The organism is Streptomyces sp. NPDC001450 (genome assembly GCF_053597295.1).
This window is the reverse complement of record NZ_JBSFHY010000001.1, coordinates 25,438-38,208: the sequence shown is the minus strand read 5'-3', so window position 1 is coordinate 38,208 and position 12,771 is coordinate 25,438. Positions and strand designations below refer to the sequence as shown.

Here is a 12,771-nt window from a genome sequence, read left to right as displayed (position 1 = left end):
TCGGTTCGCGCGACAGGTTCGGTCTCACAGCGGTTCGCCCTGTCCCGAGTCCTACCAGCCCGTCGGCCGGTAATAACCCAGCACGGCGGACAGTTGGGCGAACCACTCCCCCAGCCGCGCCCTCGGCTTCGCCTCGACCACGCACTCGTAGAACCGGCCGTCCGGGAGGACCACCGCCACCATCAGGGCCTTGCCGGACGGGCTCGCCTTGTAGTGGACGCTGCGGATCTCCTGCCAGGGGAAGTCGACGGACATGCCGTGGTCCTCGAAGGCCACACCCTGGGTGTCGACCACGATCGAGTTGTGGCGGTCGACCGCCATGAACTCCGGGCCATTGGCCTGCGGTGGGGGTGCGGCCGGGGTGTAGGCGTACTGGGGCGGCGGGGGGCCGAAGCCCGGCTGAGCGGTGGCCGGCGGGAGCGGTGGCTGTTGGCCGTAGGCGGGCTGTTGGCCGTAGGCGGGCTGTTGGCCGTAGGCGGGCTGTTGGCCGTAGGCGGGCTGGTTGCCGTAGGCGGGCTGGTTGCCGTACGGCGGTGGCTGGGTCGTCATCGTCTTCCGTCTCCCCGAACATGGTGTGGCTCCTGCGGAAATCTATCCAGCACCCCGGTGACCCCAGAAGCGGCCGGTCAGTGGATAGGGTCCCGTCATGCTCCTCGAACGGCTCTCGTCGACCGACGGCTCCCTCCCCGCCGAGCTGCTCACCGAGCTCACCGCCCTGTACGCCTCCAACCGCGAGTTCCATGCGCTCAGCGGCGACTTCCCCGACCCGGACGACGTACGGCCCGAGCAGGTGGCGGCCGCGCTGGCCGACGAGTTGGCGCATCCGGACGTCGAGGTGTTGCTCGCCCGCAGCGAGGGGCGGGTGGCCGGGATCGTGATCACGCTCGCGCGGCACCCCGACCCGGCCGACCCGGACCCGTGGATCGGGCTGCTGATGGTCGACGCGGCCGAGCAGGGGAAGGGGTACGGCCGGCGGGTCGCCACGCTGGTCGAGGAGCGCTTCCGCGCCGCCGGGCGCCGAGCCGTTCGGCTCGCCGTCCTGGACAACAACCCCAAGGGGCTGGCCTTCTGGACCGCCCTCGGCTACGAGGTCATCGACCACCGCCCCGACCGCGCCCACGGCCGCCCCTGCGCCGTGCTGCGCAAGGTACTGCGGACACCCCGGCAGGCGGCCCGCGTCGCCGTCGTGGACCCCGAAGGCGCGGTGCTCCTCTTCCGCTACGACAACGTCGAGGTCGGCGTCCACTGGGCCCTGCCCGGCGGCGGCCTGGAGGCGGACGAGGGGCCGATCGAGGGCGCCCTGCGGGAGCTGGCCGAGGAGACAGGCTGGACCGACCTGAAGCCGGGTCCCCTCCTGTGCACCTGGGAGCACGACTTCACGCACTCGGGCACCCCCGTCCGCCAGCACGAGCACATCTATGTCACCCACGGCCCCCACCGCGAACCGGCCGGCCCCGCCCTCGCCGCCGCGCACGCCGCCGACGGCATCCTCACCTGGCGCTGGTGGAGCAGGCGGGAGCTGGCCGAGGAGGCCGAGCCGGTGTGGCCGCCGGACCTCGCACGGCTGCTGGACGAGTGGGAAGGCTGAGCGGTCTGTGGCGTGGGGAGCGCCGTGTCACCTGCCTGACCAAGTACCGGCCGGCGTACGAGGACATGCACCGGGTCTCCCTGCTGAAGCTGCTCGAGGTGTTCGCCGCCGGTGATCCGGCGCTGCGCACACCGGAGTTGCAGGGACACCGGCTCCGGCATGCGAAGGCCGTGTGGACGGCGCGGGCCGCGATGCGGGCGGAGCCGGCGCGCGAGGTGTGACGCTGCGGGCGTCAAAAGCGCTGGATCTAAGGGGAGTTGTGTTCTGATCCCCCATGTCCGCATATCGGATGCCAGGCCACGTCTTTCGGATACAAACACGTAAAGTCTTGTCGGCGGCCTGTCAAACAGGCCGTTCTTGATGTCACTCTCTCCTCGCCGCCGCAACTCTGTGCATCCCCTGTGTCCCGCCTGCGTCTCCAACCCCACGGAGACCAGCCTGAAGGAGATCGAGTGAGACAGCAGCCCCACGCTCCCCGCAAGACCGCCGTGCGCGCCGCCGCCCTGGTCGGCTCGGCCGCCATGGTCGTCCTCGCGCTGCAGAACGGCGCCGCCACCGCCGCCCCCACGCACACCCCCGGCGCCACGGCCCTCCCGCTCGGCGTCACGGCCCGCGCCGCCGCCATCGAGTCGGCTCAGCGGCACGCCGGTGCGGCGGCCCGGGAGCTCGGCCTCGGCGCCAAGGAGAAGCTGGTCGTCCGGGACGTGGTGAAGGACGTGGACGGTACCGTCCACACCCGTTACGAGCGGACGTACGCCGGGCTCCCCGTCCTCGGCGGCGACCTGGTCACCCACGTGGCGAAGAACGGTTCCCTCAAGGGCGTCGACAAGGCGGTCAAGGCGCGGATATCCGTGCCGACCACCACCGCGGCCGTCTCCCCCGCGAGCGCGAAGAAGACCGCCCTCAAGGCCGCCGACACCGCCAAGGCCACCGCCTCGACCTCCCGCAAGGTCGTCTGGGCGGCCGGTGCCAAGCCGGTCCTCGCCTACGAGTCCGTCGTCAAGGGCCTCCAGCACGACGGCACCCCGAGCGAGCTGCACGTCATCACCGACGCGCAGAGCGGCAAGAAGCTCTACTCCTACGAGGGCATCGACACCGGCACGGGCACGAGCCAGTACAGCGGCACGGTCACGATCGGCACCACCGCCTCCGGCTCCGGCGGCTACGACCTCATCGACGGCGGCCGCGGTGGCCACAAGACGTACGACCTGAACGGCGGCACGTCCGGCACCGGCACCCTCTTCCACGACGCCGACGACGTCTGGGGCGACGGCACCGTCACCAACCGCCAGACCGCCGCCGTCGACGCCGCCTACGGCGCCGCCGTCACCTGGGACTTCTACAAGTCCGCGTTCAACCGCAACGGCATCGCGGGCGACGGCAAGGCCGCCTACTCCCGCGTCCACTACGGCAACGCCTACGTCAACGCCTTCTGGGACGACAACTGCTTCTGCATGACGTACGGCGACGGCACGAACAACGCCGACCCGCTGACCTCGCTCGACGTCGCCGGGCACGAGATGAGCCACGGTCTGACCGCGGCCACGGCGAAGCTCAACTACCGCAGCGAGTCCGGCGGTCTGAACGAGGCCACCTCCGACATCTTCGGCACGTCGGTCGAGTTCTTCGCGAACAACTCCTCCGACCCCGGTGACTACCTCATCGGCGAGAAGATCGACATCAACGGCAACGGCACCCCGCTGCGCTACATGGACAAGCCCAGCAAGGACGGCCGCTCCGCCGACTACTGGTCGAAGTCGGTCGGCCGCCTCGACGTGCACTACTCGTCGGGCGTCGCCAACCACTTCTTCTACCTGCTGAGCGAGGGCAGCGGCGCCAAGACGATCAACGGCGTCTCCTACAACTCCCCGACCTACGACGGCTCCACGGTCACCGGCATCGGCCGGGCCAAGGCCGACCAGATCTGGTACAAGGCCCTGAGCACGTACTTCACGTCGACGACCAACTACGCGGGCGCCCGCACCGGCACCCTGCAGGCCGCCGCCGACCTGTACGGCTCGGGCAGCGCGGAGTACAACGCGGTGGCTGCGGCCTGGAAGGCCGTGAACGTCAACTAAGCGGGGTCACGGCGATGAGAGCCGGGCCGCCCGTCACGGGTGGTCCGGCTTTCCGTCGCCGTACAGCCAGTCCTTCCAGATCTCGCCGAAGTCCTTGTCCGGGGCCTTCTTCTCCACGTACGCGGTGAAGTCGGCCGTGTCGGCGGTGCCGTAGCGGTGCGCGGCGGCCCAGCCCTGGATGATGTCGTAGAAGGTGTCGTCGCCGACCTTCTGGCGGATCTTCTGCAGGACCATCGCGCCGCGCTCGTAGACCGGGCTGTCGGAGATGTGCGCGACGCTGGAGGGCTTGGCCGGCGGGAAGGCCCAGATCTCCTCGTGGTCGCCCTCGTACAGGTCGTTGAAGGTCTGCTGGGCGCTCTTGCCGCCGAAGTCCTCCGCGTACAGCCACTCGGCGTACGTCGCGAAGCCCTCGTTGAGCCACATGTCCCGCCAGCTCTTCGGGGTGACCGAGTCGCCGTACCACTGGTGGGCGAGTTCGTGCACGAGCGTGCTGGTGTCGAACTGGTCGGCGGGGAAGACGGGCCGGGTCTGGGTCTCCAGGGCGTAGCCGGCGTCGCCCGGGCGGTCGACGATCGCGCCGGTGGAGGAGAACGGGTACGGCCCGAAGTTGGTCTCCTCCCAGTCGATGATCTCGGGGATCTTCGCGAGCACCTTCGCGCTGTCCTCGGCCTGGGTGGGGTCGACCGCGGTGAGGACGGGCAGGCCGTGCGGGCCCGTGGTGCGGGTGATGTCGTAGTGCCCGATGGCGACGGTGGCGAGGTAGCTGGCCATGGGCTGGGCGGAGTGCCAGGCGAAGGTGGTCCGGCCGCCCTCGGTGCGCTGACTGGTCAGCTCTCCGTTGGAGACGGCCTGGAGGCCCTTCGGGACGGTGACCGTGATGTCGTACGTCGCCTTGTCCGAGGGGTGGTTGTTGCTGGGGAACCAGGCCATGGCGCCGACGGGCTCGCCGAGGGCGAGCGCGCCGTCGGCGGTGCGCAGCCAGCCCTCCTCGGAGCCGTCGGGGTCGGTGAGGGTCTTCGGTTCGCCCGCGTAGCGGACGGTGGTGCTGAACGTCTCGCCCTTGTCGAGGTCGTCGTGGGGCCGGACGGTGAGTTCCTGGCCGGCCCGGTTCCAGCGGGCGGGCCTGCCCTCGACGGTGACCGAGTCGACGTCCAGTCCGGCGAGGTCGAGGTCGAAGGCGGACAGGTCCTTCGTGGCGCGGGCGGTGATGACGGCCTTGCCGGTGAGGTGGCGGCTGCCGGGGCTGTAGTCGAGGGTGAGGGCGTAGTGGGTGACGTCGTAGCCGCCGTTGCCCGCCTTCGGGAAGTACGGATCGCGCACACCGGAGGCCCCCGGGGTGCCGTGGACCCCGCCGTCGCACGCGGTGCCGGTGAGGGCGAGAGCGAGCAGGGCTGCGACCGCCGGGACAAGGCGCGCGGATCTGGACATGTCAGTGATCTTAGGCGGGCGGACCGCACCGGAGCAGGGGCGGGGCGGTCGTCGTGACACCATCTCTTCCGTGCTCGACATCGGCTACGCCCTCTCCAACCGCTTCCCGGACCCGCCGCAGACCGACTACCGCCGCGCGGACGTCCACGCGCTGCGGCACGACCTGTTCTGCGGGGACGTCTATCTCGCGGACACCGAGTCGGACCGGGAGCTGTCCACAGCCTGGGGATGGGTGCCGGTGCTTGACTTCGCGTGGGCGCTGTGCGACATCGTGGAGCAGCTGGACCGGGACCCCATGGGCTCCCGCGCCTCCCGGCCGCAGCACGCGGAGCTGGACTTCACCGAGTCCACCGACCGCATGCTGTTCGAGCGCCGCTTCGGCTGGGTGGACGTCGAGGCCGACTGGATGCCGGCCGAGGAGGCCCCGCTCACCTTCTCCCACACCGAACTGCGCCGCGAGGCCCGGGACTTCCTGCACGACCTCCTCGCCGACCTGACCGACCTGCACGAGGACCTGGCGGAGAACCCGGCGATCTGGACGCTCCAGGCGCGCTTCCCCCGCCTGCCCTGAGCGCTCAGCCCTCCACCCGGATCCCCAGCTCCCCCGCCAGTACCGGCGCCAGGTCGAGCAGCTGCCCGGTGCTGATCACCGCGCCCGACAGCCGGTCCAGACCCCGGACGATCTCCAGCGGAGCAGCCCCGCGCAGGTCCACGTCCTTCAGGGTCGCGCCGCTGAAGTCGGCCTCCTTCAGGGCGCAGTCGAGGAACTCGACCCGCTCCAGGTGGGCGCCCGCGAAGTCCGGTTCGACCAGGACGCAGGAGTCGAAGACCACGTCCTTGAGGCGGGCCTCGCGCAGGTTCAGGTAGTCGATCTTGCCGCCGCGGATCACGACCCGCTCCAGGACGGCGCCGTGGAGCTGGGTGCCGCCGAGGCGGGGGTCGATCAGTTCGACGTCGCGGAGCGTGGACTCGGCGAGGTGGGTGCCGACGCCCCGCAGGCCGGTGAGGACCGAGTCCAGGAAGCGGGCCCGGCCCAGTGCCGTCTCGTCCACCGCGCAGCCCGTCAGCGCGCAGTCCATGAAGCGGGCGCCCGCGCCGTCCTGCCGGGCCAGGTCCGCCTCCCGGAACTCCAGCCCGTCGTAGTCGCCGTCCGGCGCCAACTCGCCGTCCGTCCAGGCCTCCAGGGGCGGCAGCCGCAGCTCCGGCCGCCGTGCGCCCTTGATCCCCGCCTTGTGCGTGCCCGTCGCTCTCCTCGCCATGGCCCCATGCTGCACCCGGCCACTGACAATGCGCCTGAGCTGCGGACATCGGATCCACGCCGGGCCGATGTCACATTTCGGGGCCCTGTTCAGTCGTATGTACGGAAGGTGAATCGACCCGAGGGAGAGCGCACCCCATGCATCGCATCACCGTCGTCGGCGGCGGCTTCGCCGGGCTCACCGCCGCCATCACCGCCGCCGAGGCAGGCGCCGAGGTCACCGTGTACGAGGCCCACCACACCCTGGGCGGCCGGGCCCGCACCGCCGAGGCGCCGTACCGGACGAACGAGGGTCCGCACGCCCTCTACAACGGCGGCCCGCACTGGACGTGGCTCAGGCAACGGGACCTGATCGGGCCGCTCGCCCCGCTCCCGCCCCTGGAGGCGGCCCGGCTGCGGCTGCGTCACCACGGCGCCCTGCGCCGCACCCCGCCCTTCGCCCTGCTCAAGCTGCTGCGCCCCAGCATCCGCCAGGCTCCCGTCGACACCGACTTCCTCAGCTGGGCGACCGGTATCGCCGGCGAGGAGGGCGCCCGGGCGGCGGCGAACTACTCCGCCGTCGCCCTCTTCCACCACGACCCGGGCGCCCTGTCCGCCGCCTTCGTGCAGGAGCGGCTGCGCCGGGCCACCAAGCTGCCACCGGAGGCGCAGTATCCACGCGGCGGCTGGGCTAGCCTCATCGACCGGATGGCCGCGCGGGCCTGGAAACTCGGCGTGCGGATCGAGACGCTGTCCCGCGTCGACACCCTGCCGACCGACACGCCCGTGGTCGTCGCCACCTCCCTGCCCGCCGCCCGGCGGCTGCTCGGCGACGACTCGCTGACCTGGACCGGCGGCCGTACCGTCCTGCTCGACCTCGCCCTGCGCACCCGGCGCGGGGACGCCTTCGCCGTCTCCGACCTGGACGCACCCGGCTGGATCGAGCGGTTCACGGCACAGGACCGGACCCTCGCCCCGGCCGGCGAGCAGCTGATCCAGGGGCAGATCCCGATCGGGCCCGGCGAGGTGCGCGCGGACGGTCTCACCCGGGCCGAGGAGCTGCTCGACCTGGCCTTCGAGGGGTGGCGGGAGCGGGTCACCTGGCGGCGGGAGTCCGTGGCGGACGGTCGTACGGGGGCCGTGGACCTGCCGGGGACCAGCTGGCGGGACCGGCCCTCCGTCGACCGCGGCGACGGCGTCTACCTGGCCGGCGACCAGGTGGCGGCGCCGGGCGTGCTGTCGGAGGTTTCCTTCAACAGCGCGGTCACGGCGGTGTCGCTGATCCTCGGCCGGACCGTCCTTGACCTCAAGCATGCTTGAGGTTGAAGAGTGGCCTCCGGAGACGGAGACACGATCACCGGGGGGGTCCCATGCACGCCGTGCGCCTGTACGCCTTCGGGCCGGCCGAGAACCTGACCTACGAGGAGGCCGCGGACCCGGTCCCGGGGCCGGGCGAGGTGCGGATCGCCGTGGCGGCGGCCGGGGTGCACCTCCTCGACACGGCCCTGCGCGAGGGGCAGCAGGGCCCGCTGCCCGAACCGCCCACGCTGCCGACCGTCCCCGGCCGTGAGGTCGCGGGGATCGTGGACGCCGTCGGCGACGGTGTGGAGGAGGCGTGGCTCGGCCGGCGGGTGGTCGCCCACCTGGGCTTCGCGCCCGGAGGGTACGCCGAACTCTCCGTCACCGGCGCCGAACACCTGCACGAGATCCCGGAAGGACTGGGCTTCGCCGAGGCCGTCGCCATGATCGGGACAGGGCGTACGGCGCTGGGGATCGCGCAGTTCGCCGAGCCGGGGCCGGGCGACGTGGTCGTCGTACCGGCGGCCGCCGGCGGCATCGGCACCCTGCTCGTGCAGTACGCCAAGAACGCCGGAGCGACAGTGATCGGCCTCGCGGGCGGGGCGGAGAAGACCGCCCGCGTGCAAGCCAATGGCGCCGATCTCGCCGTCGACTACAACGACTCCGCCTGGCCGGCCAAGGTCCGCGCGCACCTCGGTGGGCACGCGGGCGAGCCGAAGGGGCGCGCCGCGCGGATGGAGGGGCCCGCCACGATCGTCTACGACGGCGTCGGCGGCGCGGTCGCCCGGGAGGCGGTGGCGCTGCTCGGGCCCGGTGGCCGGCATCTCGTCTTCGGCTGGTCGGCGGAGGGCATCGGGGCGGGCGCCCGGGGCCACTTCGTCGACGGGCTCTCCGAGTCGGTCCTGGGCCCGGCGATGCTGCAGAAGGCCGGCGGCCTGCGCGCCCTCGAACTGCGCGCCCTCACCGAGGCCGGCCAGGGCCGCCTGCGCCCGGCCGTCACCCGTTTCCCACTCTCCGAGGCGGCCGCCGCGCACCGGGCGCTGGAGAACCGCGGCACGATCGGAAAGGTGGTGCTGGAGCCATGAGGCACAAGCACGACAAGACCCCGCACGCAGATGCGATACGCCCTGATTCATGGTCTTCTGGCCAGATGAGCAGCGGCCGAAAGGGTGAAGCCCCGTCGGCGACAGCCGGAACCGAAGCAGCCGATCCCCGCCGGTGGTGGGGGCTGGTCGTCATCGCTCTCGCCCAGCTGATGGTGGTGCTGGACGCGACGATCGTGAACATCGCACTGCCCTCGGCGCAGCGCGACCTGGGCATGTCCGACGGCAACCGGCAGTGGGTCATCACCGCCTACACCCTCGCCTTCGGCGGACTCCTGCTGCTCGGCGGCCGGATCGCCGACCTCGTCGGCCGTAAACGGACCTTCGTCATCGGGCTCGTCGGCTTCGCGGCCGCCTCCGCGCTCGGCGGCGCGGCCACCGGCCCCGGCATGCTCTTCGGCGCCCGCGCCCTGCAGGGCGTCTTCGCCGCCGTCCTCGCGCCCTCCGCGCTGAGCCTGCTGACCACGACCTTCACCGACCCGCGCGAACGCAGCAAGGCCTTCGGCATCTACGGCGCCCTGGCCGGCAGCGGCTCGGCGATCGGGTTCATCGTCGGCGGTCTGCTCACCGAGTACCTGAACTGGCGCTGGTGCCTGTACGTCAACGTGCCCATCGCGATCGCCGCGGTCCTCGGCGCCTTCGCCCTGCTGCACGACCGCCCCGGCCGTACCGACGCCCGCCTCGACGTACCCGGCGTCCTGCTCGGCTGCGGCGGACTCGTCGCGATCGTCTACGGCTTCAGCGAGGCCGAGCCGCGCGGCTGGACCGACCCGCTGGTGCTCGGCCTCTTCGCGGGCGGTGTCGTCCTGCTCGCCACCTTCGTCTGGTGGCAGACCCGCGCCCCGAGCCCGCTGCTCCCGCTGCACATCGTCAAGGACCGCAACCGCGCGGGCTGCTTCCTGACCATGATGCTCGCGGTGATCGGCATGTTCGGGCTGTTCCTGTTCATGACCTACTACCTCCAGGTCATCCTCGGCTACTCGCCGGTCAAGGCGGGCCTGGCCTTCCTTCCGCTGACGGTGGCGATCGTCACTGGTTCGACCCAGATATCGGCCCGCCTGCTGCACCGGGTGGCTCCGCGCGTGCTCATGGTGCCCGGCATGCTCCTCGCCACCTCCGGCCTGCTTCTGCTGACCCGGATGACCGTCGGCTCCTCCTACACCACCGAGATCCTGCCCGCCCTGCTCCTGATGGGCCTCGGCATGGGCCTGACCTTCATGCCGGTGTTCGCCACCGCGACCGCCGGCGTCCCCGCGCACGACTCCGGCGTCACCTCGGCCACCGTCAACACCTCCCAGCAGGTGGGCGGCTCGATCGGTACGGCCCTGCTCAACACCATCGCCACCACCAGCAGCACCGCCTACATCGCCGCTCACCTGCACAACCCGGCCGACAAGGCCACCGTGGTCCCGGAGGGCGTGGTGCACGGCTACACGGTCGCCATCTGGTGGGCCGCCGGCGTCATGCTCCTCGCCGGACTGGTCGCGGGCCTGATGGTCACGGCCAAGGCACCCGGCCACGGCGCACGGGCCGGGGCGCGGGTGGCGGAGTCGGCGGTCTGAGCCGCCGCGCATCGCGCCGCGAACGTCGAGGGGGAGGGTGGCCGGCGGCCACCCTCCCCCTCCCCCGTGGTCCGTCCGGCGGGTCAGCCGGTGACCGCCTTGGTCGGCGCGCTCGTCGCGGAGCCGTCCTGGTGTCCGGTGCGGTGGGCGATCACCTTCACGGTGATCTTCTAGCCCTTCTGGGCCGCCTTCAGCACCAGCGAGGACCCGGTCGCCCCCTGGCCGCCGGGCTCCAGGTGCCGTTCGTCGTCTTCAGCGTCCTGCCGACCTTCGCCGTGCCGCTGATCACCGGCGGCTTGGTCGCCTTCGGCGCGTCACCCTTGGCGACGGTCACCGCGGGCGAGGCCGCTCCTGGCGGCGGTGACGCTCACGGTGAGCTTCTCGCCGACCAGGGACGCCCGGATCGTGTACGACGGCGCGGTCGCCCCGGAGATGTCCTTGCCGTCGGCCTTCCACTGGTAGCCGTACGACGACGGGGCCTGAGACCAGGCGCCGGGTCGAGGGGTGACCTTGGCGCCGGTCCTGGCGGTACCGGTGACCTCGGGCGGGGCCGTGTTCTGCAGCCGGGGCTGCTCGGTCACGGTGAACGAGCCGCGCTGGTACTCACAGCACCCTGTGAACACGCTGACGTTCCAACTGCCCGGGGCCGCGCCGGTCAGGTCGAGCGTGGCCGTCACCGAGCGGTTGTCGGCGGCGACCGAGTCCGCCTTCGCGCTGATGGTCCGGCCCGTCCGGCTCAGCCGGGTGGTGAGGTGCCCGCCGAGGGCAGGTCGCACCAGCCCTCGACCCGGTACTCGGTGTCGTAGCAGTCGAGTTGGTTGCCGTCGGCGGCGGTGACCTGCGCGTACAGGACACGGCTGTCGTCCTTCAGGGACACCAGGTGCAGGCCCGGCGCGTCGGCGGTGAAGGTGAAGCAGGCGGCGCCGTCGGCCGGGACGCTCGCCTTGGCGGCGGCGTCGCCCTGCCGGACAAGAAATTCCCCCTGGATGGTCGGTAGTTGAGGCGACGGCCGCACGCAGGTGCGACACGGCCTCAGCGAGTCTCCAGGGGCCCGGGGACCCTTGATGCCTCAGCGGCGCCCCGCCACCCGGTCCGCGATCTGTGCCAGGCGGGAGGACTCCGTGCCCGGGTGGAGGAGTTCACGCCGGTCGGCGGCGCGGTAGGTGGCGTACATGCCCTGGACGCCGAGCCAGCGGAAGGGTTCCGGCTCCCACTTGCGGACCTTGTGGTTCACCCAGGGCAGGTCGGTCAGCTCGGTGCGGCCGGCCTGGCCGGAGTCCTGCTGGACGAGGTCGCGCAGGGTGCGGGCGGCGAGGTTGGTGGTGGCCACGCCCGAGCCGACGTAGCCGCCCGCCCAGCCGAGGCCGGTGGCCCGGTCGAGGGTGACCGTGGCGCACCAGTCGCGCGGGACGCCGAGGACTCCGGACCACGCGTACGCGACGCGCACGCCCGTGAGGGCGGGGAAGAAGCGGGTCAGGATCTCCCGCAGGGCCTCGATCGTCTCCGGCTGGGTGCGGCCGTCGTTGTCGGTGCGCGAGCCGAAGCGGTACGGCACCCCGCGCCCGCCGAGCGCGATCCGCCCGTCGGCCGTGCGCTGCGCGTACATGTAGGCGTGCGCCATGTCGCCCAGCGTCTCCCGGCCGTCCCAGCCGACGGCCGCCCACTGCTCGTCGGTGAGCGGCTCGGTGGCGATCATCGAGGAGTTCATCGGCAGCCAGGTGCGCCGCTGGCCCTTCAGGGAGGCGGTGAAGCCCTCCGTGCAGCGCAGGATGTAGGGGGCGCGGACCGTGCCGTAGGGGGTCACGGCGTGCTTGGGGCGGATCTCGGTGACCGGGGTCGACTCGTGGATGGTGACGCCGAGCGCCTCCACGGCCGCCGCGAGGCCCTTCACCAGCTTCACCGGGTGCAGCCGGGCGCCGTGCGGGGTCCAGGTCGAGCCGACCGCGCCGGCCACCCTGATCCGCTCGGCGGTCTGCCGGGCGCCGTACAGCTCGCGGTCCTTCTCGCCGTACGACAGCTCGTGCTCGTGGAACGCCTTCAGCCGGGCCAACTGGGCGGGTGTGGTGGCCACTTCCAGCACGCCGCCGCGGTGCACGTCGGCGTCGATGCCCTCGGCCTCGGCGACCGCGACGACCTCGGCCACGGTGTCGTTCATCGCCTTCTGCAGCCGTACGGCGGCCTCGTGGCCGTGCAGCTTCGCGTACCGGTCACGGCCCGCGATGCCGTTGTACAGCCAGCCGCCGTTGCGGCCGGAGGCGCCGTAGCCGCAGAACTTCTGCTCCAGGACGGTGATGCGCAGGAAGGGTGCGGCCTGCTTCAGGTAGTACGCGGTCCACAGTCCCGTGTAGCCGCCGCCGACGATGACGACGTCGGCGGACGCGTCCCCGGACAGCGGCTCCCGCACCGCCGGGAGACCGTCGTCCGCGTACCAGAAGGAGATGCCGCCGTTGACGACACTTCTTGCCGTGCTGCTCAT

At 72.0% G+C, this 12,771-nt stretch carries 14 protein-coding genes; 7 read left to right on the top strand and 7 right to left on the bottom strand.

Annotated elements, in window-relative coordinates; translation table 11 throughout:
• Positions 1-51 precede the first annotated feature (51 nt).
• On the bottom strand, positions 52-549 hold the full coding sequence (locus ACWC5O_RS00190) for a hypothetical protein (RefSeq protein ID WP_450780868.1): 498 nt from the start codon (positions 547-549) through the stop codon (positions 52-54).
• A 97-nt stretch (positions 550-646) separates the two neighbouring features.
• Here ACWC5O_RS00190 and ACWC5O_RS00185 point away from each other — a divergent pair, with 97 nt between their 5' ends.
• The 3 genes from ACWC5O_RS00185 to ACWC5O_RS00175 all read left to right on the top strand — a co-directional run bounded on the left by ACWC5O_RS00185 (position 647) and on the right by ACWC5O_RS00175 (position 3,666).
• Entirely contained in the window at positions 647-1,588 is a 942-nt protein-coding gene (locus ACWC5O_RS00185; protein WP_450590860.1) for a GNAT family N-acetyltransferase, read from the top strand.
• Positions 1,576-1,809: a hypothetical protein gene (locus ACWC5O_RS00180; RefSeq protein ID WP_450590859.1), complete on the top strand. Its 234-nt coding sequence runs from the start codon at positions 1,576-1,578 to the stop codon at positions 1,807-1,809. The genes ACWC5O_RS00185 and ACWC5O_RS00180 overlap by 13 nt, the downstream gene beginning before the upstream one ends.
• A 300-nt stretch (positions 1,810-2,109) precedes the next feature.
• Positions 2,110-3,666, top strand: a complete 1,557-nt coding sequence (locus ACWC5O_RS00175; RefSeq protein WP_450590921.1) for a M4 family metallopeptidase — start codon at positions 2,110-2,112, stop codon at positions 3,664-3,666.
• A 33-nt stretch (positions 3,667-3,699) separates the two neighbouring features.
• Here ACWC5O_RS00175 and ACWC5O_RS00170 read toward each other — a convergent pair whose 3' ends face one another.
• On the bottom strand, positions 3,700-5,094 hold the full coding sequence (locus ACWC5O_RS00170; RefSeq protein WP_450590858.1) for a M1 family metallopeptidase: 1,395 nt from the start codon (positions 5,092-5,094) through the stop codon (positions 3,700-3,702).
• A 70-nt stretch (positions 5,095-5,164) separates the two neighbouring features.
• Between ACWC5O_RS00170 and ACWC5O_RS00165 the strand changes: the two genes are divergently transcribed.
• Positions 5,165-5,665, top strand: coding sequence for a hypothetical protein (locus ACWC5O_RS00165; protein WP_450590919.1), 501 nt, complete (start codon positions 5,165-5,167; stop codon positions 5,663-5,665).
• Between the two features lie 4 nt (positions 5,666-5,669).
• Here ACWC5O_RS00165 and ACWC5O_RS00160 read toward each other — a convergent pair whose 3' ends face one another.
• Positions 5,670-6,353, bottom strand: coding sequence for a pentapeptide repeat-containing protein (locus tag ACWC5O_RS00160; protein WP_450590857.1), 684 nt, complete (start codon positions 6,351-6,353; stop codon positions 5,670-5,672).
• Between the two features lie 137 nt (positions 6,354-6,490).
• Here ACWC5O_RS00160 and ACWC5O_RS00155 point away from each other — a divergent pair, with 137 nt between their 5' ends.
• From ACWC5O_RS00155 to ACWC5O_RS00145, 3 genes are all read left to right on the top strand, one after another.
• On the top strand, positions 6,491-7,651 hold the full coding sequence (locus ACWC5O_RS00155) for an NAD(P)-binding protein (RefSeq protein WP_450590856.1): 1,161 nt from the start codon (positions 6,491-6,493) through the stop codon (positions 7,649-7,651).
• Positions 7,652-7,701: 50 nt separating this feature from the next.
• Positions 7,702-8,715: a zinc-binding dehydrogenase gene (locus ACWC5O_RS00150; RefSeq protein ID WP_450590854.1), complete on the top strand. Its 1,014-nt coding sequence runs from the start codon at positions 7,702-7,704 to the stop codon at positions 8,713-8,715.
• A 65-nt stretch (positions 8,716-8,780) separates the two neighbouring features.
• The gene (locus ACWC5O_RS00145; protein WP_450590852.1) at positions 8,781-10,295 is read left to right on the top strand and encodes an MFS transporter; all 1,515 of its coding nucleotides are present in this window, start codon (positions 8,781-8,783) and stop codon (positions 10,293-10,295) included.
• Positions 10,296-10,485: 190 nt separating this feature from the next.
• Here ACWC5O_RS00145 and ACWC5O_RS00140 read toward each other — a convergent pair whose 3' ends face one another.
• From ACWC5O_RS00140 to ACWC5O_RS00125, 4 genes are read right to left on the bottom strand one after another with little or no spacing between them, the layout of a single operon-like run.
• Positions 10,486-10,629, bottom strand: coding sequence for a hypothetical protein (locus ACWC5O_RS00140; protein ID WP_450590850.1), 144 nt, complete (start codon positions 10,627-10,629; stop codon positions 10,486-10,488).
• Positions 10,610-11,071 carry a hypothetical protein gene (locus ACWC5O_RS00135; RefSeq protein ID WP_450590848.1) on the bottom strand — a complete coding sequence of 154 codons (462 nt, stop codon included), beginning with the start codon at positions 11,069-11,071 and terminating at the stop codon, positions 10,610-10,612. Before ACWC5O_RS00135 ends, ACWC5O_RS00140 begins: the two co-directional genes overlap by 20 nt.
• Positions 11,032-11,310 (bottom strand): hypothetical protein, encoded by a 279-nt coding sequence (locus tag ACWC5O_RS00130; protein ID WP_450590846.1) that lies wholly within the window; start codon positions 11,308-11,310, stop codon positions 11,032-11,034. The genes ACWC5O_RS00135 and ACWC5O_RS00130 overlap by 40 nt, the downstream gene beginning before the upstream one ends.
• 54 nt (positions 11,311-11,364) lie before the next feature.
• The gene (locus tag ACWC5O_RS00125) at positions 11,365-12,771 is read right to left on the bottom strand and encodes an NAD(P)/FAD-dependent oxidoreductase (protein WP_450590844.1); all 1,407 of its coding nucleotides are present in this window, start codon (positions 12,769-12,771) and stop codon (positions 11,365-11,367) included.